Here is a 26075-nt window from a genome sequence, read left to right as displayed (position 1 = left end):
CTCATTTCGGCTGGAAACCGAATTTTGTCCTCTGATCGAATATCCTGTGTACCCATTCAACGACTTCTGCATCGTCCCTGAAGGCTACATTGTCCACACGGTAGATTGTGGTTCTCTTTGCGGCTTCCTCACTGGACATTGGCTTGCCGAGGTCTACTTTCCTGTCGAGTGGGATTGCAACCTGGTCCTTGTCCATTATGATGGTGCCGTTTTCAAGTCTTCTCCTGTCGAGCATGTCGAACATTACACCGTCTTCCTGGAGACGGACAGAGTGACCGTGCACAGTTGCACCACGCACACCTGCGAGTGCATGGTCAGTGATTTCGGTTTCCATCTGAACCTTTGCGCACTGTTCCATATCTCTTTCACGGGCTTCAACGATCTGACGGCCGGAAAGGGTACCTGGGTCTACACCTCTGAAGTTGATTGCTGCGAAGTATGATCTGAAATATGGGGTTGCAGGCGCGTTGTACATTGAGTCAGCGAACTGAATATACCTTACTCTGTCTCCTGCTGCTGCACCGGGTGTAGCTGCAACGTTTTCACGGGTCGAGCATGCAGGCTCTCCCATCTCTGCAAGTGGCGGATGAGTGCTTGGATAGTCGCTCCCTGGGGCACGGTGCCCGAGAACTGCAGTTAAGTCTTCGTCTGAAATTTCCCTGAGTTTCTCAAGTTTTCCAGACATGTGTTTTCTTCTGTTAGCAGCAACTGATGTTGCGCCTGGATAAAATTGTCTTTTGTAAGCCATCTCATGCAACTCCTTTATGATCTTCTAACTGGTCTAATGTAGTCTTGACGTATTTAATGATAAGATTTAGCTTGTCTCTGGGACAGGAATCACCGCGTGTAACTCCGCTTACCATATCCATCACGATTCCTTTTGTACGAATATTTTCGTCCCTTGGCATCACTAATCTCGTCTTTATCCCTGCCTCTGCAAAATCCTCAAAATCTACCGGGATCTGGCTGACTACAATTGCCGGGATATTAGCTTGGCTCAGGATTTCCCTGGCCTTTCTAACCACATGGTCCTTGATATTTCCGAGGTGAATAACAGCCAGCTTGTGCATTTCAATCTGTGCGACTTCTACCGGGCTCAGTACAAAAGATCCGGTCCTCATGCCGGATTCAGGAATTCCGGAGCCTGAGTAGAGCACCAGCACACTGACCTGAATGTTTTCTTTCCTCATCCCATATGTGATCTCACATACCGGTTTTGTGATATGCCTCTGGCCGGGACTCATGGCAATAGCTACAACCTCAGCACGGCCGGCTTCCGAGAGAGTACCTCGCTGGGCAAGCCCTCCCCCTCTACCAAGTCCCGCACCACATCGGCAGTCAACTACCTGTGTTTCCCGATCGATCATCATACTTTTTTCACTCATCTTTGTCCTTTTTCTCTTCTTGCTCCTCTTGTTTCTCGATAAAGATGAGCTGGTCTGTCCTAGCTTTAGGATCTACCATACCAAGCAGCCGAGGGTCTGCTTCAGGACCAAGTTTAGCATAGTCAGTTACAGTAGGCTTTTTCCTGAGAAAATGTCCTTCCCTGAATTCAAAGGGGAACGGGAGCAATTTTTCGCATACTTCCCTGATCTTTTCTTTAGCTTCGGCGTTTGAAAGTTCAACCCTGATCCTGCCCACACAGACCTTCAATTCAATAACCTGATCTCCAATCTGAATAGGCTTTTTCAGTGGATGTTCCACTTTTTCCCCGGTGCCGGGACCTGCACCTACCTTATCAGGCAGCCTGTTGCCCTGCACCATGACGCGGATTACCCCGTCCACCTTGTAGATTTCAGCCATGAGCTTCTGAGCTGTTTCAGGGGACAGGATTCTACTGGGAAAAATTTCGATTTGAATAGAATCTTCCGTATTTGAAGCAGAGTCTGACATCTTTAGACCTTTTGAGTTATTGTTTAGAGCGCTCCTGCAACTGCCTTAATCGGCTCGCGGAATTCCTTAATTGCACCAAAGACGTCACCAATGAGGCCGGATGTTGATTCGATTGTGAACATCTGGGTACCTGCGTCAAGGGCTACTGCTGCGCATACGCAGGGAATTGCGAATCCTCTGGAGTGTCTGGTAACGACGTGGTTACCGTTGAAGACACCAGGCCCACCGCCGCCATAAATGGAGTGGCTGAAGAATGAGAAACCTACTGCGGTACCTTCCACTTTACCGTAGTCGCATCCTGGGAGACCGGTTTCCTTCTCAAGAATATCGTTGAAGTAGAGAAGTGTTGAGGAAACGTTCTGAGCTGCACGACCTGCACCACAGTTCACAAGGGTGGCTGCAAGGGTACCGACTGCTGCACAAGCATTCCACTTGGGAACATCGTTTGCTTTATAGAACTTGTATCCAGAGGGAGCGGTCTTGTCAACGGAGATAATACCTGCTTCAATTGCCCTGCGGACAACGGACTCGATAACGGTTCCAATGGTGCCGTCCTTACCGTTTTCTTTTACAATGTCATATAAGAGGTTGTTGGCGTTGAGACCCTGGTATGCAAGACCTAGGAGCTGATGCCTCTCGAACATACCGACTGCTCCACCCATCTCGAAGATACCAGCCTGCTCGTAGATGGAAGAGAGAGCTGATGCGTTCATTGCATTCCGGTTGGAGATTGCTGCAACGTGGTTGGCCATAATGTTCCTGAGGGAAAAGCCAAGACCTTCGTTGTTCTGGGGGATGCTGAGAATGCCCTGAACCTGACCTCCCATGAGATCCATTGTCTGTGGGTAGCTTCCCCAGACAGCGGCTTTTACGATGGGAGCATCATATGGGTCTGTTCCGAACATGTCCATGATAGTCTGGGTGACTGCTGCTGCACCAACTGTGGTTGCGGACATGAAATCGGCACCTGCAATCATCCTGGAATGTGGGGACTGAACCAACAGGCTCTTTCCGCCTTTGACTTTGATGACATTGGTATCGTCACCTTCATCAACCTTGACGAGTTTTTTAACATTTTCTGCAATTGCATCAGCATTGCCTACAATATCGTAGTTGAGCCCACGGCCTAAGATCTGACGGCCCTTTCCGCCCATCTTACCGCTGGCAAGTGCACCCTGGATACCTGCGAGGTTGACTGCAACGGACCTCTTGGTGTCCATGATAATCTTTTTAATTGCTGCGTTTCTTGTTGGAGCAAGGGACATAATGTCGACATTGCTCTCAAGCAGTTTTCCTCTGTCGTCGTAGATGTCTACTGTGTCAGACACTTTAATTTCCTCCTTAATTTATTAAAATTATTTTGGGACTGGTCACCTACTCGAGTGCTTTTGCACTCAATAAATCAATTACCGCTTTGTTTTTAAGTGTCCACTATTCCCAATGAAATCTCATTCGTTTAGAAGGTACTTAAATCTTTTGTGTTCTCCGATAAATGAATTCATGTATTTTTTTAAAATATATTTTATTAATTTGTAATCTATTTTTGTAAAAATATATAAAAAACCAGCATCGATGGAAAAATAAAATTTTAATGTACTTAAAGCCGAACAAAAATATACTAGATGACTTAATAAAAATATTCATCAGGAAAATGAAGAGATTACATTAAATTTATCAATATGTTGCTTTAGACCTAAGAGTCATACCAAAAAGATTTAGTAATATCTTGGTAATACGAAAGTTTAATATGGAAGTCGTTGTCGACGTAGGTGGAAATCCAGGGGTAGACTGTAGAGGCTTTTGCAAGTATTGTTATTTTAAAAAGGTCAAAGACATTCAGCCTCTGGGCTGCAAGTATTGTCTTCCGTTCAAAAAAGGATGTGACTACTGCACGCGTAGTGTAAAGGAATCATATTCGGGTTTCAAGCCTCTTCAGATAGTACTGGAGGAAACTTCAAGAAAACTTTATTTTGAAAGTGGAGAGATTAAAAAATTCACTATTAGCGGAGGAGGCGATTTAAGCTGTTACCCTGAACTGAAGAATCTCGTCGCTTTTTTATCTCAGTTCAAGACCCCCATACACCTGGGATACACCAGCGGAAAAGGTTTCAGCAAGCCTGATGATGCTCTTTTCTATATAGACCATGGGGTCACAGAGGTGAGTTTTACAGTCTTTGCGACTGATCCGGTCCTAAGAGCTGAATACATGAAAGACCCGGAACCCGAAGCTTCCATACAGGTTCTTCGGGACTTCTGTGCTCATTGTGATGTATACGGGGCGATTGTGCTCATTCCGGGAGTAAATGACGGAGAGAACCTTGATAAGACCCTTAGTGATCTTGAAACTATGGGTGCAAAAGGAGCTATTCTAATGAGATTTGCAAACTTTCCAGAGAACGGGCTTATCCTGAATAATGCCCCTATTATTCCAGGAGTAATCCCACATAATATTCAGGAATTCACAGAGCTGGTACGCAAATCTGCAGCAAAATACCCTTCCATGAGGATCACAGGAACCCCGCTTGAAGATCCCTTAATAGGCTCTCCTTTTGCTATCCGGAATGTTCCCGAAGCCCTTGAAAAACTTCCAAGAACCAAAAAAAGAGCCACTATAATCACAGGCCGGATAGCAGCTCCAAGGCTGAGGGAAATCTTTGAAGCTCTTGGAAGTTCCGTGAATGTCGTCTCCCCCAAAAAAGACATAGGATGCCTCATTACTATAGAGGACCTCAAAAATATGGATCTCTCGGAAGTAAGCGAGACTGTTTTTATCCCGGGAAGGGCTTTTGTTCATGATAGAGAAGTTAAAGAGACCTTTAAAAGAGACGGGATTGACAGGCTTGTTCGTAGGGGTCCGGAGCTTCTTTCTGTAGATGGTGAAATGTCAATAGGCATGAACAAAGAAGAGGTTTTGGAACTGGAAATTAAAAACTTTACCGAACTTATAGGACAGATTAATTCCCTTGGGCTGCCTGTAGAATAAATCAGGCTATATCAAAATTCCCAGCCTTAATCTGAAAAAAAAGGCATTTACAGTATGAAAAAAAAAATTCTGTGAAAGATACAGATAATAAAACAGATAACAGATAAATAGTTTTGTAATTATATAATTACATAAAAAATATATAGAAGAGTTATCAACTCTAAGAGAGTTGATTTTTCCCTNNAAGAGCCTCTCTACATGAGAAGAATAGGACTGTGTACAGTAAAAATTAGAGAACTAATTAATAAATACTTCTGTGATTTAGGGCTCTTAAACTGCCCTGCCTCCTTCCACTTAATTAGAGTAATTAATTTTAAGTGTTGATATGCTTATTATGTCTTATTATTCGTGCTCTCAGCGCGCAGATCCAGACATGAAATCCGAAAGTCCCAGTTGCTTAACCCTGTGATTCTCGAACAGAGAACATATGTCTTTATCCAGAAGTTCAATTCTCTGTCGGGTGTAACTGGAAACTCCGTACCGTTCTCCAATTTCTTTTGAAATTTCGAGATATTTACGGACAGCTCCTTCATGTACAGTCAGTACCACATTACCTCCGCATTTAGGGCAGGCTCCGGTTAGCGGAGGACGCCTGAACTTCTCTCCGCATTTTATACAGCGCATCCGCTGCCTGGAAAAAGAACGGAGATTTCCTAGAAGATCAGGAAGGAAATGAGACTTGAGCACCCTTTCTGCTACATCTGGAGCATCCACTGCTCTTATTTTGTTAGCAAGGGAAAGTTGAGCCTCCATTTTCTCAATCATGCTTCCAAGAGTTTTATATGAAGAATTGAGCGGGCCTGCAGCAATATCCGTAGTATCATGTGTGAACATAAAATGCTCATATTGTTCCGGTGTTCCAAGTCGGCCACTCACAAGGTCCATAATACTTTCAAGCTCTGTGGGATTTTTGATCTCCTGGGTAGCCCTATAGAACTCCAGAGGGTATCTTGCAGGCACATCTATATTATGTGCCTCCTTGTCCACTTCTTTGGGATCGATTCTGGTAGTAAGTACAAGAGGCGCATCCATTTTCCCACCCCTTTTATCCGGGAGATAAGCCCTTGAGAAATTAAGAATTCCATCCATGAGAAGCATTACGCAATCTTCGTCTCCGTCGCAATTCCTGCGTTTTGAAGCATGAAAGAAAGGATGAGCATAGCCAACCGAAGCTCTCGTAAACCCTATTAAACGCCCTAGTACGCCTGCAGAGGTGTGTGGAGCAAGCCCTATGAGCAGTACGCCTACGAGATCCTGGATTGTTTTGGCATTATAGTAGGGCTCAACCCCGTAATATTTCACAAGCAGGTCATCCACATATTGTGCGGTACGCAGCATATACTCACCACCGTCATAAGAAATTACAAGATCCTGAACCTTCAGGCAGACGATCTGATCATCTCTTTCAAGGAGATTTCCGTAAATGTCCTCCACATAACCGAGTTCCCGGAGTTTAGCTGCTGTTATCCCGATTTCATCAGCCCTGATATGTGTAAGAGGAATATCTGACATATCATAGCGGACAGTCCCGTCCTTGAAAATATATACATTGTGTTTTGCCCTCAAAATTCCCTTTTCTAGAGGTTCGGGAGTCATCTGCCCGTTCATGAGCCGTTTTACGCCTTTGATGAGGTCCATTTTTTCCCTTTCCCCTACATTTTTAAAGGCCTGCTTGTATATAGAACGGAAATCCAGTTTGACATTTGCAACGGAAGTTGGCTTTCTACCGCATTTAGGGCAGGTTTCAGAACCTCGAACCTCAATTTTGCATCGGGGGCAGAAGAGTTTAGGACGGGTATACTCTCCGCAATCACAGCGCCAGAAATAAGTCTCTTTCCCGCAGGCAGGACACTCACGGACTCCCATCTCAACTTCAATTTCGCCTATTTTCCCATTCATGGAAGCCGAATAACCTGAAGCAGATACAAGGTTCCGCGTAATTCCCCCGGCATTACCTATAGGAAATAGAACCTGAGCCGCAGGAGACATCTTTCTCAGGTTGGATTTTTCCGGTCTTCCCATCCTTGCCCCTATTCTCGAGGGAGCCCTTGGGAGAACTTTAAACCCGCTTAAAAGAGCCGCAGCATTTACCATATTATCGGTATCAGGCATTTTCATCTTTTCTTTAAGGAGGAGGTCAAGCCCAAGGCAGAGAATAAAAGGAAGGGCTTCTTCAATCAAGATTGTATCAGCTTTTACCCTGTGAAGTACAAGGAGTTTTTCAAGTATCAGTTTGACACCATTTTTCACACAGGCTTTCAAGGGTAACCTGAGAATCCCCTCTTCAATAGATAAATTTCCGTCCTCAATCACGAATTTCCTTAAAGCCTCAAACTCGGTTCGATTTATATCATGCCATAAATACGTAAACTTCGGATGTAGAGGTACATCGTATTCCTCCGCAAGCCTTAGAGCCAGAGCTGCCGACGGATTCTTTAATTCCTCTTCAGGTATTTTCTCAGAACAAGCTGCTTTATAGTCATAAAGCCACCATTCAAAAACGTAAGGTGAAGGCATGAGAGGATGGTTGTTTTCCAGAAAATCCCCATAATTAATCAGGATCTCTCCGATATCTACTATTACCTCGACCTGCGAGCGAAGCTCGTAAGCCTCCTTTATATCGTCTATGCGGACAAGGTCTCCGGAACAAAGGCGCACAGTTGGCCCTTCTATCGAGTCTACCGCGGACATGGCTGCAGCCTTTCCAGGCCTTTCAACCTTGAGCTGAGTCCCGTTAGCAATAAAATCGTCAAGCAGCACCATAGTAGACGGATTGACCCCTGCAGCCGCAAAAGAAGTATTTCTGGAACGCCCGTAGCGGAGCCTGAACCCTCCTGGCCTTGAAGGATGGGAAAAAACCGGCCTCCCTGCAATCAAGTCTCTTATGTACTTATCCTTAGGCTTGATCTTGTTTTTCTGCTCATTTTCTTCATCGTCTCCGCTTTTTGCACCCCCTATGAGGATATCCAGCCAGTCCCATCCATCCATATTCAACTTATTGACATGTTTCTTGACCTTGGGTGCCTTAAGGGCGAGCCCTTCGGCAAGCACAAGGCACATTCCCCCTCTGACGCGGTTTGTCCCAATCCTCTCTAGATCCCTGTGCCCTTCAACCTCGGCCTCTTCAGTTGGATCGCCGTCAATACAAACAGGGCAATTCTTGACTATTAGGCGGATCTCATCTTCAGAGGGCATATACTGCAGGCTTGAAACTCTTTTGTAAAGAACGATCTCTTCTACATAACGCTCTACTTCTTCAGGTCTTGGCTTATAGCGGTCAATCCCTATCCCGCGCCTTACGTAATCGCCAACGAGCACGGAAAGGGCCTGGGCCGTTCCACCTGCACTCCGGATGGGCCCGGAATAAAAAATCCGGATATACTCGGAACCATCGTCGTTCTTTCCCAGTTCGACCTTATTGATCCCTTCAATCGGGGCTGCAACCACTCCTTCTGTAATGACGGCCATGGAAACCCGGATCGCAGCTTCAACTGCATCCTTTTTTGTTGCAAAGTTCCCCACCTCTCCTTCTGCTACCTGACGCCCGATTTCAAGAGCAGATTCTTCTCTTGACATTTTTTCCTCAAGCGCCCGGATCTTTGCAGCTACTCCTTCTACTCCTATAAGGTTCTCAACCCTATCCGCAAGATCCTTGGCAAGGGGGATTTCTACAATGGGCTTTGGGTCTCCTCCACGAGCTCGAGCTGTATTTGCAATCTTAATTGCCTCTTTGAGTCTTGCTTCAAGCTCATCGAAGTATTTGTGCATTTCCTTACTCGCAATCGTTTCACCCATTTGAAAGCTCCTTTAAAAAAAATTAGTATTACCTCTGCCTGCGAAGAGACCCTGATGCAAGAATGCTTGAAATTGTGGTTACAAAAAGGACAAAAATACCTACCCAGAGAAGATAGCTTCCTACCTTCTCCATGCCCAGAATTGTTAAAAGCAGACTCGCAGCCAGCACTACAAGGTTAATCTTAATTATTCTTTTATTCTGATTCACGACTTTTTTATAAGACTGCATTCTTACCAGATTTTCCTTTTTCTCGGCATTCAAAATTCATCCCTCTCAAACACTAACTAAATTTTCAATTTTGCATCACAATTGAGTTAAAAACTGCGTAAAATTAAGCTTAAACAACAATCTTTATGGAAGAAGCTTCCCTCAGTCGGTTGATGAGAGCTTCCCCAAGCCCAGAACGGCTGAAAGACCCATCAGCCACGATTATATCCAGCCCTTTCTTATCAAGTTCTCTGAGCCCTTCAAAGAGTTTCCTGGCAGCCACATCCGGCTCTTCCCTGGGACCCAGCAAAAGGTACTCATTTGGACCCAAGTTTTTTAAAGCAAGGAAAGTTGCAGTCTCCTTATTGGTTTCCTCGCTGAGAAGAAGCCCGACTTTCTGCCCTTCGCTTCTGTAACTTTCAAGTAATTTGACAAACTTTTCCGAAACCGATTTACCTTCTCCTTCGACAAGCACGACCTTTGTATCAGGAGTATAATGCCCGTATTTCTGACCTGCCTTTTTTTCCGACAGATCAGATTCATCTCCAGTTTTGCCACTTTTATATCCGGACCTAACCTTCCCTGTAACGCTTTCAAGCTCATCAATACTTACGGCTCCGGGCCTTAGCACAACAGGTGGTTCGACAGTCATATCAATTACAGTTGACTCAAGCCCTATGGCAGCCTCCCCTCCGTCAAGAATTGCATCAATCCTGCCTGTAAGATCTGAAACGACATGGGCTGCAAGGCTAGGACTGGGCTTTCCTGACAGGTTGGCACTGGGAGCAGCAAGAGGAGTGCCTGCTCTCTTTATTAGTTCCAGAGGAATTTTATGGTCGGGCATGCGGACTCCTATTGAATTCAGTTTTCCTGAAGTAATATCGGGAACAATATCGTTTTTCTCCAGGATAATCGTAAGAGGGCCAGGCCAGAAAGCATCCATTAGCCTGAAAGCACTTTCTGGAACATTTCTTGATACTTTCTCAACATCTTCTCTTGAATGAACAAGCAGGCTAAGAGGATTCCCTGGAGGGCGCTTTTTTGCCTCGAAAATCTTCAGGACTGCCTCGGGGTTCAGACCGTCAGCTCCAAGCCCGTAGACCGTTTCCGTGGGGAAAGCCACAGTCCCGCCACGCTTGATAATTGCCGCCGCCCTGTTAAGGACGGAATCAAAATTTTCGTCGGAAACCCGAAAAACCAGAGTCTTTACTTTCCTTTCGTTTTCTGCCTGCACAAGGGTAAACTCCTTTTCGATTATAATTTCCTGTAGCTCTTTCTCCGGCTTATTTCTTCAGCCACTTATCGATAGCAGCTTCAAGTTCTCTGTGGTTTTTCGCATATTCCTGCAGACTAACTCCCTCAAGGGCTGCTTCGAGTGCCTGCCTGGAAGCAGTGGCTCCGGCTGCCGTACCCATAGGATGAGCATGAATTCCACCACCAAACTGCATAATAACATCCCTTCCGAAGATAGTGTAAAGATCAGGAATCATAGTAGGGGCAAGCCCTCCAGACGCAACCGGGAACATAGGCTTCAACCCTCCCCAATCCTGGGCAAGTACGTGCTGGCTTTCGTCCGCAGGCACATTATCGAGCACACACTCATCCCGAAGATTCAGAACCTCATGTTTTTCTCCATGCATTTTCCCTACGACCGTACCTATGTGAAGCTGGTCAAGCCCTATCAGTCTGCAGAGTTTTGCAACAACAAGCATACTTATCCCGTGACGTGGGTTCCGGGTATAGGCTGAATGCATGCATCGATGAGCATGGAGAGCAAGTCCTGCATCTCCTGCTTCTTCCCTGAGAGTTTGAAGCGCAGTCCAGCCTGCAGGTACGATATCGATCATCGCATAGCTGGCACCCAGGTCTTTAAGGACGTTCATGCGGCGGATCATTTCCTTACATGTAGGGGCAGTAATGTTGCAGAGATACATTTTACGCTCTCCGGTCTCGGACTCTGCCTTTTCTGCAAGTTTCAAGGTAAGTTCAGCTCTTTTTTCAAAGCTGTTAAATTTCTGATCCGTAAGATTCTCATCATCCTTGACAAGGTCACAACCTCCTGCAAAGGAGTTGTAAGCAACTTCAGCATGTTTTTCAGAAGTTAATCCAACTTTTGGCTTGACAATAGTTCCTATAAGAGGCCTGTCCTGCACACCTGTAAGTTCCCTGATTCCTGGCAATCCGAATTCAGGCCCTTTGAACTCACGGAGCATTGACTTCGGGAAAGCAATATCCTGCAGCCTTAAATTGTCAACAATTTTCATGCTCAGAATATTTCCTGCAACCGCACTGAGTACCTGCGGAACCGAACCCAGTTCAAAAAGATCTTCCGAATAAGCCACCCTTACAGTCTGTGCTGCTTCATCCACGTAAAAAACATGGGGCTTTAGCCTAGCTGCAAGTTCGGGACTGAGTGTGGCAATTTCAGTCCAGGAGTCTATAGAGCTTTCCCCTGCCATATGGGTTGCAGCTTCCTCAAAATTCACTCCTGCTGACGGTTCGATATGGAATTCACATATCAGATCGGTATCCTTTGGGCTGTAGCCCGTGTCTATATAGTCCCTTCGCATTGTCTTCCTCCTGACTGAATCAGCTAATATGCAGAATAGAATGTTAGAATATATTAGATAGAATTATAGTCCTGATTGAAGGAAGTAACTGAACATAAATAAAAACTTGTTTATTTGGCGGAAGTAAATCCAGATCTAAAGCAGAAAGGTGTATGAAGAGAGCAAAAAGGAGGGAGCTCATGAGATATGAAGAAAAAAGCAGTCAAATAGAGAGTCTCCGCGAACTAGACAAAGAATGATTTTGAGTTACTTACTTGAAAGTCAGATATTAAACACAAACAGTACCATGAAGTATAGGGTCATTGAAGTAAATCCCAGGGGTAATCCAAGCCTTGCCCATTCCTTGCTGGTTATACCCAATTTGCTCGCAGAGATGATGTTCGGGATGTTTCCTGGGATCAGCATTCCACCTGATATTAAAAGCCCCATAAGTACGCTTTTTATCTGAAATTCGCTAAGGACAGGCCCTATCTCAGCAGCTGCTAAGGTGGCATTATCAAGAACGGCTGAAACCGTATTAATCCAGTAGAGAGCCATAGGCGGGACCTGAATAAAGTACTCGAAGATAATAGGCTTGAATCCTTCCCCAAGCAATACGAGTGCTGCAATAAACACATAGACCTTGACAGCCCTCATTATGATGTCTTTTACAGTCTCATTATAGTCTGCCGCTTCCATTTCATGCTCATTTGCATCGGCCTTTCCAAGGAAGAACATTCCAACAATACCATAAGCAAGGATGCCTGGAATTATATATTTACCAAGCATATCAAATAAGAACATGAAATCAGCATTGTAAGGCTCACCGGAGAGTTTTGAGACCGCAACTGTCGAAAGAGGTTCGCCAAGGGGGGTAAGAGCAGCGCCAAGGCCAATTGAAAAACATGCAATGATCGTCAGGTCTATCTTGGATTTTCGTGAGAGAGGCATCGCATTAACCACCTCAACAAGAATAATTGCCGCAAGAATAGCCGACATCACGCTTGAAGATAAGCCAAGGGTAACAATGAGAACAAAAGCCAGAATCCTGACTGAAAGTATGTCAGTCAATTTTCTGATTGTTTTATGAATTGGCTCATGCCATTTATAGATAATCAAGCCAACAACTAACACTATCTGAAATATACCTATTGGTATGCCGGCTATGTCTCCAACATGTAACGGTGCAGTTAATGCCTCTTCGATTATCTCCAAACTCCAGCCGGTCTCTACGCCAGGAATCACAGCAAAGCCTGATAGAGTCATTGCAAACACTCCGCATACAAATAGGAATGCTTCCAAGTTTTCCTCAACAACATGTATTTTGAAAGGCCCGAGCAATACAGCCAAGAATATTATAAGAAATCCAATTAAAACTCCTAAGTCAAGAGCCATTAACCTTTTTCCTCTTATGGTAAATTTTGGATTGTAAAAGATCTGAGGGAATTTATTTACTGTTAAATACTACAAAGTCTTGAATTTTTAGACATTCAAGTGACCTACTTTACGATTTATTAGCCTATAATTACACTATTTTATAATATATTTATTACGTTTAAATTCAATTTAATGTCCTTCTATTTGGAAAAAAAGCAGAGCTTTCTTCTGGTTTTACACTTCTATAAAAGATATTAATCGACGAAATTAAGAATTAAAATCTCGTTGATCAGCTACAAAAAAACTTACAAAAAACTTGTACTGCTTACCAAAGTTGAAGGTATATAGAGATTCTACCCAAAAATCCAGTGATTTAACTATGGTTTCGTCACTGGATCTTGAAACTGAATATATTACACCAAGAGCAAATTTTAATTTTAGAGTTTAAGCACAAAGATAATGAAGAAGTAGATAAACATCGAGACAAGACCCATGGGTACTCCAAGTCTTGCCCATTCTTTGCTGGTTATACCAAGTTTGCCTGCAGAAATGATGTTTGGAATATTTCCTGGGATCAACATTCCGCCTGCAATCAAAAGTCCCATGAGAATACCCTTTATTTGAAGTTCAGTAAGATTAGGTCCTATTTGAGCTGCTGCCAGGGTAGCATTATCAAGGATAGCCGAAACCATATTTACCCAGTACAGAATTGTCGCGGGAATTTGTGCAAAGTATTCGAAGATAATAGGCTTGAAACCATCTCCAAGGAATGTAAGAGCCATGATAAACAAATAGACCTTAACAGCTCTCATTATGACATCCTTCAAAGTCTCGTTATACTCTTCAGCTTTCATTCCCTTGTCGTTCATATCAACTTTTCCAAGGAAGAACATGCCAACAAGACCGTAAACAAGGATGCCTGGAAGTATATATTTACCCAGCATGTTAAATAAGAAGTAAAAGTCAGCATGGTAAGGCGCACCTGAGAGTTTTGAGATAGCGATTGTCGAAAGAGGTTCGCCAAGGGGGGTAAGTGCAGCGCCAAGTCCTATTGAAAAACATGCAACAACTGTCAGGTCTATCTTGGATTTTCGTGAGAGAGGCAGTGCATTAACCATCTCAACGAGAATGATTGCCGCAAGAATAGCCGACATTACACTGGAAAATAAACCAAGGACAGCAATAAGGATAAAAGCCATAATCTTAAGAGAAAGCGCCGAGGCCATTTTTCGGATTGCTTTGTGAATTGGCTCATGCCATTTATAGATAATTAACCCGACAATCAGTACTATCTGGAATATTCCTATAGGAATGCCACGAATATTTAAAGAATTCAACGGCGAAGTCAATGCTTCTTTGATTATTCCCATTCTCCAGCCTGTTTCTAGTCCCGGAAGTTCGACCATACCTGCAATTGTCATTGCTACAATTCCGCAGACAAAAAGGAAGACCTCAAGATTTTCTTCAATTATTTTTACTTTAAAAGGACTGAGCAATACGGCTAGGAATATTAAAAAAAATCCAGCTAAAATTCCTAGTTCGAGAGCCATTTAATTTTTCCTCCTTGATTATTGCCTACCGTTTTCATATTATAAAGCCAAATTAAAAATTATTGAATTTAAATTCCTAAAAGAATATAGCCTACTCATTTGAGGGCTAAGTAACTGAATTAGTGCTTGAAATATGTAGTGGTTCTTTCTGTTTACAAAACACAGTAATCAAACAATTATTAATTGTAAGAACTGTTTATTATAAAACTGTAGGTTATTGTGTATTATAGTCCTCGAAGAGCTTTATAAGCCCTCGAAGAACTCTTTCCGTTAAACGTTAGCATTACAAAAGGACCGAGCATCTTGGAGAAGATTTTTGCGTTCAAGTTCGGCTTTTCGGTCAAGCCTATTTAATGGTAATTTAGAGATAAGTCATCTCGTTAACCGGAAGTTTACAATATTTTTCAGAATTTGCACAATACTTTTCAATTATTTCCATTAACAGAAGAGCTTTAGCTTATCTTGAACTATAATATGGTATAGAAAACGAGATAGAATAAGGGAGGTCAAGTATGGATAGTCGTATTTTCTGGAATATAATGGTTGCAACTGACGGTTCGGAATTAGCAAGAAAAGCAGTTGATTCAGCAGTTAAAATTGCAAGGTTAAACAACGCAAAGCTTTATGCTGTAAATGTAATTGCTCCGGGAGAGATTTCTGTAACTCAACATGATCCAAGAGATATTGAATGGAAAAAGCAAATGAAAGAGCATCTTGAGGCACAAGGTAGAGAAGCCACAGCTTATGCCGAGACTGCAGGAAAAATTGAAAACGTTGCAGTAGAGCCTGTAATTCTTGAAGGAAACCCTGCAGATCAGATTGTCAATTTTGCGGAAAAAAATGACATTGATCTTATTGTTATGGGTACACTCGGAAAAACTGGAATTCAGAGATTTCTGCTTGGAAGTGTAACCGAAAACGTGGTTAGGCATTCTAAAAAGCCAGTGCTTGTTATAAGGTGAGAAACTTTCGAAAAAGAGGAATTAAAGACTTTCTCAGAAAAATGATTTTGTTGAATACAATTTAAATTTACACAAATCTACAGCGAAATTACTTTTTTTAGTTCAATAATGAATCTGTATCTAGTATTTCTGGTGGTCAAACAGCAATGAGCCTGTTAAAGTATTAAAACTTAGAGTAAAGGGAAAGCAAATCTGGAAATGGTGAGAAATATGGAAAAAGGTACTAAAATGAAAGATAAAACGTACAGACAAATTTTGATCGCTACCGATGGCTCAATAACCGCTGAAAAAGCAGCTGATCTTGGGGTAAAATTTGCGTGTCAAAGTGGAGCAAAGGTCTATGCCATGTATGTCATCGATGTAACTTCTTATGATTCGATTCTTATGGACGAATCATGGACAATAGATACATGTGAGGAACTTGAGAAAAAAGGTCATGATGCAAATATTTATGTTGAGAAAAAAGCAACGGCTGCCGGACTAGAAGCTGAATCTATAGTTCTTAAAGGAAATCCTGCAGAAAAGATTTTGGACTTTGCTGATGAGCATGATGTTGACATGATTGTGGTAGGTTCGCTTGGGAAAAGCGGAATCAAGCGATTCGCAATTGGAAGTGTATCCGAAAAGGTTGTCAGGAATGCAAAAGTTTCGGTCCTTGTTGTCCGATGATGGAGTAAATAAGAAAAAAGAGGGTTTCTGTAAAGTAACAGGAGGATTAGAGTATTTTCCAGTAGAGTTAAACCTATAAAAAGATCCATTCCCTGAAGACTTTACACAACCTGATCTCCTAAGTGTAGATTTAATTATGTTAAGAAAGTCTCCTTTCAGAAATGAAACATAAGGAAGAAGCTGAAGAACAGTAATACGCTTGAAATTGAATTAAAAAGTAAATACCAAAAACTCAAAATTGCATCTCTGAATCCCGAATAATAAAAAGAGTTAGACCGAAAAATAAGTATACAAATAGTACGCATTGAAAAATTTAGATTTGTTTTATTAACAAACAAGCAAGTTTTGCTCTAATATAAGGGATTAGCATACTATCTGTTAATTATTTTTGATATTAGTTATATCCAGCTTTAGACCAATTCTTCTGGCCTACAGCTTTCCAATTACTTTCTATGACTCTTGAATTGATATTCCACATCGTTGATATTAATCTGACATCAGTTAATCTCGATTTCAACGGGTTTTTCTTCGGTACAGCGCCTGAAGGTAACTTCAAGCACCCCATTTTTATAGCTGGCTTTTGCACTCTTAGGATCCACACGGGCCGGAAGCTCTATGTCCTGCGAGTATTCGGAAGCTCCAAGTATCCTGATTTCAAGATTTTGAGCAGTCGCATGCAGAAGGAGATCTTCCTTTTCGATTTCCGGAATTTCTGCAAGTACGTGTACTAGTTCTTCGCTTTCAAAGATATCAATTAAAGGATCTCTTATTTCGGAGGGGAAGAGATTCTCTTCATCTTCAGAATGATCCGGAACGTTTCCAAACTCCCGGAGTTCGGGATCTTCCCCCGGGCGACGAATGATAGAAAATCCATAAACGAAGGGGCCGGACTCTCCCATATCTTCCAGGAGGGCTTCGATTATTTCTTCCAGGTTATCAAAAAGTTCAGACCCAAAATCTTCAAAGAAATCCTTTCTTTTTCTTGTGCCCACCATTATTACCTCTGCTTTTCCTCGTGCTGTTACACCTGCAGTGCAATTCCCAGAAAGTCACTCAATATTTATTGAGGTTCGGGAACTGGATTCCAGCCTCTTAAAGGTAACTTCCAGCACACCATTTTTGTATGTAGCTTTCGCGCTCTGGGGGTCCACCTTTACGGGCAGTTCTACATGTTCGGAATATTTTGGATTCCCATCTATTGTTTCGATGTCAAGTATTAAATCAGTTGCGTTCAGTCTGATGTTTTCTTTCTCAATGCCCGGAATCTCGGCAATCACATGTACTGTTTCTTCGGTTTCCAGTACATCAATCAGGGGTTTTCTTGTGTCAAGATAACGCTTTTCTTCGGTCTCAGTCTGTTCAAACATAGGAATATTTCCGAATTCACGGATTTCAGGTTCTTCTCCTGGTCTCTGGGTTAAGGAAAAACCGTAGATGAAAGGGTCCTGCCCGAAGTTTTCCGCACTCATACCCATTGCCCTGCTAAGGCGCTCGAACATTTCGTCCACATCCTCAACCGGGTCGATTCCGAAGATTTCATCGAAAAAATTTCTCCTTTTTTTGCTGTCTCTGTCCATATAATTACCCCGTTATTAATTTATCCATTGTAATTCGTTATTAAGTTATTAAGTGAATATATCAAATCAGCCAGTAAATCAGTCATTATTTCTTTTCAGGAATTTCTGAACCTTTGATTATAAAAAGCCGGGACTTGCAGGCTTATAAGGAAGTGGGCTTACTGGGCCTGAAAGAAACCCGGAACACTTTCATGTTCGACTTCTTTTTCCTGTTCTTCAGCTTCGGGAGCTTCTTCTTCAGATTCAGTTGCGTATTTTGCAAAGAGTTCAGCACTATGTTCGTAATCCACAATACTTTCCTTGGATGTCGTAGGCTTTACACGACGGATTGCACGTTCAAAGTGCTTCTTTGAAATCCTGACTTCTCCTGCCCGCTTCTCGATTTCCTTTCTGCCAACTCCTGGAGTGACAATCTCCCTCAGTGCCAGCATCGCAGCCTCCCTGCAAATGCCCTCAATATCCGCACCCACATACCCTTCGGTCATATCAGCAAGCTCGGAGAGATTGACGTCTTCTGCAAGGGGTTTTCCCTGTGTATGGATCTCAAAGATCTTTTCCCTACTTGTGTTATCAGGCGGCTTGATATAGATAAGCCTATCAAAGCGGCCAGGTCTCAGAAGAGCAGGGTCTACCATGTCAGGCCGGTTTGTAGCCGCAACAATAATCACGTCCTTGAGCTCTTCTATTCCATCCAGTTCGGTGAGGATCTGACTGACAACTCTTTCAGACACGTGCGTATCTGAAACCGAACTTCTTTGGGGAGCAATTGAATCGATCTCATCAAAGAAGACAACCGTCGGTGCAGCCTGTTTGGCTTTCCTGAAGGTTTCCCTAACCGCACGCTCGGATTCTCCAACGTACTTGCTGAGAAGCTCCGGACCTTTAATGCTGATGAAATTAGCTTCGCTTTCACTGGCAATGGCCTTTGCAAGCAAGGTTTTACCCGTACCCGGAGGCCCAAACAGTAATATTCCTCTGGGGGGCTTTACACTGATAGTGCTGAAGAGTTCAGGATACTTCAAGGGCCACTCAACAGCCTCAATAAGTTCCTGCTTTGCATTTTCAAGTCCTCCGATATCTGCCCATCCTACATGCGGAACCTCAACATAAACTTCCCTCATTGCAGACGGCTCGATATTCTTCAGGGCTTCCTTGAAATCATCTTTGGTGACTACGAGCTTATCAAGAATTTCCTGTGGAATTTCTTCTTCTTCGATATCGATTTCGGGAGTTATCCTTCTGAGAGCATGCATTGCAGCTTCTTTACAGAGGGAAGACAGATCAGCGCCTACAAACCCATGAGTTACATCTGCAATTTCACTAAGGCTTACATCCTGAATAGGCATGCCTCTGGTATGAATGAGAAGAATCTGCTTCCTACCGTTCCGATCAGGAATTCCTATCTCTATTTCCCTATCAAATCTTCCACCGCGGCGGAGAGCTTCATCTATTGAATTCGGGCGGTTTGTGGCAGCGATTACAACTACCTCACCTCTGGACTTTAGCCCGTCCATGAGGGAGAGCAACTGGGCAACTACCCTGCGTTCCATTTCTCCTGTGACTTCACCACGCTTAGGGGCGATGGAATCGATCTCATCTATGAAGATGATAGACGGTGCATCCTTTTCGGCTTCTTCGAAAATCTCACGGAGCTTCTGCTCGCTTTCTCCGTAATACTTGGAGACAATTTCAGGGCCGCTAATAGTAATGAAATTTGCATCGGTTTCACTTGCAACTGCCTTTGCGATCAGTGTTTTGCCCGTACCCGGTGGCCCATGAAGCAGCACTCCTTTGGGAGGCTCAATCCCAAGCTTCTGGAAGAGTTCAGGATGTCTTAGCGGCAGCTCAATCATTTCCCTGACAAGCTGAATTTCCCGCCTGAGCCCACCGATATCCTCATATGAAATGCCTTCTGGAATCCTGATTTGTTCAGCAGATTTTTCCTTAATGACTATATCAGTATCTTTAGTAACAACAACAGGTCCTGCAGGTCTTGTAGATGCAACCACGAAAGTCAGAGGGTTATTTACAGTTTCTACCCTGATCTGCTGACCTTTATTCAAGGGTCTTCCTTCAATAATTCTGAGAATGTAGTGAGCCCCTCCAACAAGTCTCACAGGCTGAGAAGGAGCAAGGGTAACTCTCTGGGCGTGTTTTGCCTGGACTTTCTGAATTGTAACCCTATCATCAATCCCAACTTTGGCATTGCTACGCAGGTTTCCATCGATCCGGATCCGATTTTCCTGTTCACGCTCCACATTTGGCCAGACAATTGCGTAGGTCTTGGCTCTCCCTGAGATCTCAATTATATCCCCGCTTACAAGCCCCATCTGCTGCATCAGGCGGGTGTCAATTCTTGCAATTCCCCTACCCACGTCCTTATGATAAGCTTCAGCAACTCTCAAATTTATTTCTTCAATCATTCGTTCTCAACTCCGGTCTCACGGATTTTCCAGTAATACTGGTTATTTTTGATACCATACTCAATAAACCCCCTCTTTGTAAGGTCTATCAGGTTAGCGTTAACAATACTCGGGTGCAAGCGCAGATTGTAACATAGAGTAGCGAGAGTGGTTTCGTTTTTCAGAAGCTCAAACAGGAGCTCACACTCCACAGGGGTCCTGGCTATTTCTTCAATTGAGTCCAGACAATGGTCCATAACTTCTGTGTACTCAGCCTGGAGTTGCTGCTGCATCTGTGCAAGTTCTTCTTGCCTTGTTTTGAGTCCCTTAAGTTTGCTGCTCAATTTAAGAAAGAAAGTCGAAGGTTCTTCCCCTAGATGAGTCTCCTTTCCCACAGGATCCTCTTCTTTTTCCCTGTCAAAAGTAACATCATGAAGTGTTACTGTATAGGCATATGGGGATACTGACACTTCAAGTCGCATATTGTTTGCGATGTTGAAGTACTTGCGCCTCTGTTCATCCACACTGCATTCTATAAGTCCTGCCTGCTCAAGTAGACCTAGATGACTTATTATGGCTTTTGGCCCTACTCCCAACCTGTTAGAGATCTCACTGACATAGCAGGGACGGCTTGCAAGAAGTTGAATGATCTTCCTGCGGTTTTCATTCCCCAGGATGTCAAGTAATTTTGCCGGGTCCATTATTTTCCTCTGATAATCATCTAAATTTATGAGATATTAAGGCAATAGTGCCATATTTTTGCGATTGTATATTTTGATTATAGGTATCCAGCCTTGAGTAAATTCGGACAGGAAGCCCTGCCTGAAACTTTACCCGGAAGACTAAATGGAAAGGAGAATGCATAGGATAGTAACCTATAGTTATCATTAATGATATATAAATCTATCTGTAGTTATTTATTTTCTTTCGTAACCAAAAAATAAGAAAGCCCCGGATATGAGGCACTAAAAAACAGCAAAACTGGATTGAAGTGTAAGAAGCAAAAGGCTGGACTTGAGTGCAAGCTAACAAATAATAGTGTCATTCACGAATCTGGAGAATGAACTGCTTATTGCTTTCACCAGTAACTGACATGAATATAGAAAAGTGAGAAGTGGTAAAGTGAGAAATACTTAATGAAGAAATTTATAATTAAAAATAATAGAAATAGAATAAGCTAGTTAATCTAGTTAAACTTAAGGCTAAAAGTATAGGCTTTTACGCTTTTTTCTATAGACTATTCGGGGATTTCTCTCAAAAACATCCGGGCAAGAAATTCCCAGGAAAATTTGGAAAATTTGAAGGTTATTTCTGCTTTTTTAATTTTTCTTTTTGTTTTCCTTTTGCTGGCTGAAAACAGAGGGAAGATGCAGGGCGTAAGACCCTTCTTCCCGAATTGCCATAACGAGTTCTTTTCTTTCAAAAAGGGAGTCCAGGTTAAGTTCATAGGAGCCAGGTCCAAGGATTCTTACGGACTCTACTCTTTCTTCATCTGTTTCCCTCTCGGCTTCTGGTTCCTGCTTTATACTTTCCTGCTCAGAAGCAAGAGCCTCATCAATATTCCTGACAACTTCATCCAGAGAGGATTCCAGATCCAGCTTTTGTTCTTCCAGAGCAAGCCTTTCCTGATTTTCCAAACCTTCGCATTCTTTTTTCACATAAAGGAATTTATTCCAACCGCAGTTCGGGCAGCCGCTCAGGATGACAGAATCTCCGTCTTCAAAAATGGTTCCGCATCTGGTACATCTATGGGACATGAATTCACCGGTAATAGATCGTGGGTTAATTTGATGTTAATGAATTAATTTATTGTAAATAATGTAATTATGTACTCGGTTTTTTAGACCAATCTGGTATTCTGGATTTTAGACCAGTCGCATATCCTAGACTTTAGATCAATTTAGTGTCCTAGATTTCAGATCAATTTAGTGTCCTGGATTTCAGACCAGTCTAGTGTCCTGAATCGAGATTTAAATGGATATACAACGTGGCTATAGTGATAGCCTTATGGGTACTTCAAATATAGATACCCTGAATAGATATGTATATTTGTATTTACAGCTTAATGTCTTCTTTTAAACGAAAGATATAACTCCAGCCAGTAAAAGTAAAAACATCCTCTTCGGTTGTAGGTTCTTTCCGGCTTCCCAGTAGAAATGGTTGCCTATTAGCCTGTTCAGGAAGAAAATTTAGAATAAGACTTTTTATAAAAGCCTCCAGTACTTCTTTCCATTGATGATTTCGGAACTGACCCTGCGCACTCTCTCCATTTCCTCCAGAACTTCTGGAAGCCTTCCAGGCTGGGTGATTTCAAAGATAATAGAGTCCAGATCATGGTTTATGTAAAGGCTGTGTTTAAGATCCTCAAGATTCCAGAGTTTTTTAGGGTCTTTTCTCATGCATTTAATCAAGATACTTGTCATATCTTCCATGAAGTTCCAGGGATAGACAATCCAGGCCCAATCCTCAAGCCGTTCGCCCACATAATCGGGGTCGATTTTAGAACTACCCAGATACTGTAGTGAAGCGGTCCTGACTTCCGTGGGATTGTGGTTTTCCACGTAAGCCTTGGCACTAAGCATACTTTCTCCAGTATCAACAATATCATCTACAATAAGTACCTTTTTTCCTTCCATCACATTGTTCGAAAGAGGATATCGAATGTAAGGCTCACCGGTATCGATAGCTGTGGCTCCTACGTAGTGCTCGACTTTCAGACTGGACAGATCATCAAGCCCCAGGAAATCGCAGAGCACTCGCCCGGCAAACCAGCCTCCTCTTGCAAGCGCAATAATTACGTTCGGTTCATATCCAGAACGTTTGATATCAGTAGAGACATTTCGGCACAAACTATAAATGTAATCCCAGTTCGTAAGCACACACTTGAATGATTTTATGCAAAGTCCTCCATTATTTGGAACTCGCGCTATACGGTTAGGATACTATCAGATAAGAAGTATCACTTTCCAGGCTCTATATCCGATCTATATAATCTAGATTATAGACTTTAAGTTTTCTTATCTTGTCAAAAGATAATTCAGAAAAAGATTGAAACGAACTAGCCAAGATTAAAAAGAACAGGATAAGATTAAAAAGAACAAAATAAGATTAAAAAATAAACATTTAAAATGTAGGATAGGACCTCTCATCATACTCGAAAGGACGCGGCTGAAAGAACGCAATTGAGGTTAATTTCAAATACCTTTATATATCTCTCGTAGAACTGGAAAATTCCTTAAAGACCCTTTCTGAAAACCGATGGAAAAATGAATCTTTCGCAAAAGCGCAAGATCCGGAAAGTGAAATCAATGGACAAAGCCCTGATAGACCTGATTTTTATGTCCCAGAAAAGAAAAGACCTTTTGCTCCTGCTCAAAAACGGAGGAAAAACGATAGAGGAAATAGTAAACGGTCTGAACGTTAACCCGACGGGCATGCTTCCGCAAATCAAAAAACTGAAGGATGAATATCTGGTTTTTCAGGAAGATCGAGATTACAGGCTAACACCTCTTGCGAAAATTTTGGTTGAGAAAATGGAGCCTTTGCTCGATACTCTGCAGGTCATTGAGGAGAATGCGGAATACTGGCAGGACCGCGACCTCTCTGAGTTACCCAAGATATTTCTGGAAAGGCTTAATGAGTTGAAGTTCTGCTTCCTTGTTAAACCTGATCCCGAGAATATTTTTGAGCCTTCTTCGGTGTTCCTGGAAAACATAAGAAAATCAAAGAAGATATTCTGTTTTTCATCAATATTTCATCCGGTCTTTTCCGAAATATTTCTAGCAAACAAAGATGATGATACCAAGATAACTCTTGTAGTAACAGAAAAAATCTGTGAAAGACTGAAAACCGATTTCGAAGAAGAACTGGAACTTTATTTGGCCAGAGAAAAAAAGAGACTTTTCATCTGTAAGAACGAGATAAAGATTGCTATGCTGGTTAAGACCGAATATTTCATGGCTGCTGATTTTCTTACTTTGAAAGGGATTTTTGACCAGGAAACTATTATAGGCTTCGAGCCTGCGGCTCTGAGATGGACTGAAGATCTTATTCTGCATTACAAAGAGCAGGCTCAGCAGATATAAGGATAAATCCTGGCAAGAAAACTTGCAGGTGAAAATGTAACATCAACATATATTTTTCCATTTTTACAAATGAAAAAGCGCTTTGAATTCTCCTTATAAAGTTTTCCTACTTTATATCTGAAAGTATTACATTTATCTTTATTCAAAATTTTAATCGTGAGCCCAAGTTTGCGTAAATCGGTTTTTCAGCAGAGTATGATGATACTTCAGTAACGAATTCAAAAACATTAGATCCTTCCTGTGTGAGAATTGCAATTCTCAATTCTCAATAGAATCCCACCGGACCATTACTTGAGACAAGACAAGAAAAAATATCTGATCTAATCATTTCTTTTAACTTCCACACTGTGTTTATTTTAGATGTTTTCTGGGAACCCGAGCTGGAGCCTCCTTAAACAGCAATTCTAAGTTTTTTTTCAATTCTGCTGCGAAAAAATTTCCTCTTTCAGTCTTGAAAATACTGAAAATACTAATCGTGAAAACTGATCCATAAAGCTGTGAATAGAACTGAAGTTTAAGTAAAGGATAAATCCAAACAGGCGCATCTTTTCATAAACGTATCAAGAATAAGAGTAGAGAGAAAAAGAGGGGAAAAATGAAAATAGGAACAAATAATAAATTTTTGAAATACGCAAAAACTACAACAATTCTGCTTACGGCCTTTGTGGTTATTTTTTCCGGCTGTGTTGGTGAAAAACAGAACGAAACCGAATCAGAAAATACAACAAATAATAGTCAGGGAATCCCCGGAATAAACAATAGTCACGGAACTGGGGGAGATTACATATACGGTACTGCAAACGTAGAAAGTATCCAGATTGTGACCCTTGAGTCTTTTCCTGTACAGATACAGGTCATAGCAAAAGGCTACCTGCCTGACGGATGTACTGAAATCGATGAAATAAAGAATGAAAGCGAAGGAAACGTCTTCAATATCAATATCAGTACAAAACGCCCTAAAGATGCATTCTGTACGCAGGTTATAAAGAGCTTTACTGAAACCATTTCCCTTGAAGTCCGGGGTCTCAAAGCCGGAAACTACACTGTTAATGTGAATGGAGTGACCAAATCTTTTGAACTGCCCGTAAATAACGTACCTGAAGAAGCTTCTGGCTCTATGCCGCCGAAACAACAGGTAATAACCGAAGCTGACAACGGAACAAGTATAAGTCTTGAAAATGGAAGCACATTTTTCCTCAGGCTTAAGGAAAACCCGACTACAGGCTATTCATGGGAACTCAATCTCAGCCAGGGGCTCAATAATATCTCAGGAGAATACTATCCTCCAGAGCAGCCTGAAGGAATCGAACAGCCTCTTGTGGGTGCGGGAGGAGTCCATTTATGGAAGATTAAAGCTGTATCTGAAGGCAGCCAGCAAGTAACGGGAATATATAAAAGACCCTGGGAGAAAGTAACCGGAAATGAAGAGAAATTCACACTCAATGTTGAAGTTGTCTGATTTACTGGTCATACCTGCCTTTTCTCGATTTACTCATCCCGTTCGGTAAAGGAGAAGGGCATTTTTAACTTTTAATTTGGTACTGCATTCTTGGTACTGTATTCTTCTCCGTTTGGCCCTTTCAAAGGGATCCAAGAGCCTGTTTCAGGTCTTTAAGGCAGTTTTCGCAGATATAGGATGTGCCGATTTGTGTGCATCCAAGAATTTCCGCACTTCCTTCCTTTTCTCTTTCCCCCTGGCCTCCAGGATAGCCTTCGCAGTAAACTCCACACTTAACCTCGCAATAAGCTCCGCAGAATAGGCACCTTGTCATAATATGATTTAGGGTTTGGAGTTTCAAATATGTTTTCTGAAAAAACAGAGAACAGGGAAAGAAAAGAAAAAAGAAACTGAAGGCATGAAAAAGTCGAGGAATTTCTTTAGAGAAATGCCTGAGCTTCCAAATAAGTTTTAAAAGATTGGGAAAGCAACCGAAAGTTATATAAATTATCGTTAGTATGTTCTGATAGTTGTCCCAGGCAAGTTGGCCTGATAAATAAAACCTCGTAGCGGGGTGGGGTAGCCAG

General features: G+C 42.3%; 22 protein-coding genes. 5 read left to right on the top strand and 17 right to left on the bottom strand.

The window, feature by feature from the left end:
• Position 1: 1 nt before the first annotated feature.
• The 4 genes from mcrG to mcrB are packed head-to-tail and all read right to left on the bottom strand — an operon-like array spanning position 2 to position 3221.
• A complete protein-coding gene (mcrG, locus tag BP621_RS00495) occupies positions 2-748 on the bottom strand; it encodes a coenzyme-B sulfoethylthiotransferase subunit gamma (protein WP_292387151.1) in 747 nt (248 codons plus the stop codon).
• A gap of 1 nt (position 749) precedes the next feature.
• Positions 750-1370 (bottom strand): methyl-coenzyme M reductase I operon protein C, encoded by a 621-nt coding sequence (mcrC, locus tag BP621_RS00490; RefSeq protein WP_292387265.1) that lies wholly within the window; start codon positions 1368-1370, stop codon positions 750-752.
• Between the two features lie 7 nt (positions 1371-1377).
• Positions 1378-1893, bottom strand: a complete 516-nt coding sequence (mcrD, locus tag BP621_RS00485; RefSeq protein ID WP_292387149.1) for a methyl-coenzyme M reductase operon protein D — start codon at positions 1891-1893, stop codon at positions 1378-1380.
• Between the two features lie 23 nt (positions 1894-1916).
• On the bottom strand, positions 1917-3221 hold the full coding sequence (gene mcrB / locus BP621_RS00480; RefSeq protein ID WP_292387147.1) for a coenzyme-B sulfoethylthiotransferase subunit beta: 1305 nt from the start codon (positions 3219-3221) through the stop codon (positions 1917-1919).
• Between the two features lie 419 nt (positions 3222-3640).
• Between mcrB and mmp10 the strand changes: the two genes are divergently transcribed.
• Positions 3641-4876 carry a methyl coenzyme M reductase-arginine methyltransferase Mmp10 gene (mmp10, locus tag BP621_RS00475; RefSeq protein ID WP_292387144.1) on the top strand — a complete coding sequence of 412 codons (1236 nt, stop codon included), beginning with the start codon at positions 3641-3643 and terminating at the stop codon, positions 4874-4876.
• Between the two features lie 354 nt (positions 4877-5230).
• Here mmp10 and BP621_RS00470 read toward each other — a convergent pair whose 3' ends face one another.
• From BP621_RS00470 to BP621_RS00445, 6 genes are all read right to left on the bottom strand, one after another.
• Positions 5231-8671 carry a DNA polymerase II large subunit gene (locus BP621_RS00470; RefSeq protein ID WP_292387142.1) on the bottom strand — a complete coding sequence of 1147 codons (3441 nt, stop codon included), beginning with the start codon at positions 8669-8671 and terminating at the stop codon, positions 5231-5233.
• Positions 8672-8699: 28 nt separating this feature from the next.
• Entirely contained in the window at positions 8700-8933 is a 234-nt protein-coding gene (locus tag BP621_RS00465; RefSeq protein WP_292387139.1) for a hypothetical protein, read from the bottom strand.
• A 76-nt stretch (positions 8934-9009) separates the two neighbouring features.
• Positions 9010-10113: an L-threonylcarbamoyladenylate synthase gene (locus tag BP621_RS00460; protein WP_292387136.1), complete on the bottom strand. Its 1104-nt coding sequence runs from the start codon at positions 10111-10113 to the stop codon at positions 9010-9012.
• A gap of 49 nt (positions 10114-10162) precedes the next feature.
• Positions 10163-11449 (bottom strand): type III ribulose-bisphosphate carboxylase, encoded by a 1287-nt coding sequence (rbcL, locus tag BP621_RS00455; protein WP_292387133.1) that lies wholly within the window; start codon positions 11447-11449, stop codon positions 10163-10165.
• A 261-nt stretch (positions 11450-11710) separates the two neighbouring features.
• On the bottom strand, positions 11711-12823 hold the full coding sequence (locus BP621_RS00450) for a DUF1646 family protein (protein ID WP_292387131.1): 1113 nt from the start codon (positions 12821-12823) through the stop codon (positions 11711-11713).
• Positions 12824-13242: 419 nt separating this feature from the next.
• Positions 13243-14355: a DUF1646 family protein gene (locus tag BP621_RS00445; RefSeq protein ID WP_292387128.1), complete on the bottom strand. Its 1113-nt coding sequence runs from the start codon at positions 14353-14355 to the stop codon at positions 13243-13245.
• Between the two features lie 512 nt (positions 14356-14867).
• Between BP621_RS00445 and BP621_RS00440 the strand changes: the two genes are divergently transcribed.
• Positions 14868-15317 (top strand): universal stress protein, encoded by a 450-nt coding sequence (locus BP621_RS00440; protein WP_292387125.1) that lies wholly within the window; start codon positions 14868-14870, stop codon positions 15315-15317.
• 210 nt (positions 15318-15527) lie between these two features.
• Positions 15528-15986, top strand: coding sequence for a universal stress protein (locus BP621_RS00435; RefSeq protein WP_292387122.1), 459 nt, complete (start codon positions 15528-15530; stop codon positions 15984-15986).
• Positions 15987-16483: 497 nt separating this feature from the next.
• Here BP621_RS00435 and BP621_RS00430 read toward each other — a convergent pair whose 3' ends face one another.
• The 6 genes from BP621_RS00430 to BP621_RS00405 form a co-directional block, all read right to left on the bottom strand.
• Positions 16484-16981, bottom strand: coding sequence for an Hsp20/alpha crystallin family protein (locus BP621_RS00430; protein WP_292387120.1), 498 nt, complete (start codon positions 16979-16981; stop codon positions 16484-16486).
• A gap of 54 nt (positions 16982-17035) precedes the next feature.
• A complete protein-coding gene (gene hsp20 / locus BP621_RS00425; protein ID WP_292387117.1) occupies positions 17036-17563 on the bottom strand; it encodes an archaeal heat shock protein Hsp20 in 528 nt (175 codons plus the stop codon).
• Positions 17564-17721: 158 nt separating this feature from the next.
• Positions 17722-19986 (bottom strand): CDC48 family AAA ATPase, encoded by a 2265-nt coding sequence (locus BP621_RS00420; RefSeq protein WP_292387115.1) that lies wholly within the window; start codon positions 19984-19986, stop codon positions 17722-17724.
• On the bottom strand, positions 19983-20666 hold the full coding sequence (locus BP621_RS00415; RefSeq protein WP_292387113.1) for an ArsR/SmtB family transcription factor: 684 nt from the start codon (positions 20664-20666) through the stop codon (positions 19983-19985). The genes BP621_RS00420 and BP621_RS00415 overlap by 4 nt, the downstream gene beginning before the upstream one ends.
• A gap of 618 nt (positions 20667-21284) precedes the next feature.
• Entirely contained in the window at positions 21285-21722 is a 438-nt protein-coding gene (locus tag BP621_RS00410) for a Zn-ribbon domain-containing protein (RefSeq protein WP_292387109.1), read from the bottom strand.
• Positions 21723-22169: 447 nt separating this feature from the next.
• Positions 22170-22844 carry a phosphoribosyltransferase gene (locus BP621_RS00405; protein ID WP_292387106.1) on the bottom strand — a complete coding sequence of 225 codons (675 nt, stop codon included), beginning with the start codon at positions 22842-22844 and terminating at the stop codon, positions 22170-22172.
• A 387-nt stretch (positions 22845-23231) separates the two neighbouring features.
• Between BP621_RS00405 and BP621_RS00400 the strand changes: the two genes are divergently transcribed.
• Together BP621_RS00400 and BP621_RS00395 are read left to right on the top strand one after the other, a co-directional pair.
• Positions 23232-24050: a helix-turn-helix transcriptional regulator gene (locus BP621_RS00400; protein ID WP_292387103.1), complete on the top strand. Its 819-nt coding sequence runs from the start codon at positions 23232-23234 to the stop codon at positions 24048-24050.
• 595 nt (positions 24051-24645) lie between these two features.
• Positions 24646-25509 (top strand): protease inhibitor I42 family protein, encoded by an 864-nt coding sequence (locus BP621_RS00395; RefSeq protein WP_292387100.1) that lies wholly within the window; start codon positions 24646-24648, stop codon positions 25507-25509.
• A 121-nt stretch (positions 25510-25630) separates the two neighbouring features.
• On the opposite strand, the gene BP621_RS00390 is transcribed toward BP621_RS00395, so the two are convergent.
• On the bottom strand, positions 25631-25822 hold the full coding sequence (locus BP621_RS00390; RefSeq protein WP_292387097.1) for a hypothetical protein: 192 nt from the start codon (positions 25820-25822) through the stop codon (positions 25631-25633).
• Positions 25823-26075: the final 253 nt, after the last annotated feature.

The organism is Methanosarcina sp. UBA5, assembly GCF_002505485.1.
Classification (GTDB): domain Archaea; phylum Halobacteriota; class Methanosarcinia; order Methanosarcinales; family Methanosarcinaceae; genus Methanosarcina.
Note: the sequence above shows the minus strand (reverse complement) of the source record. Positions and strands in the feature narration are given on the sequence as shown.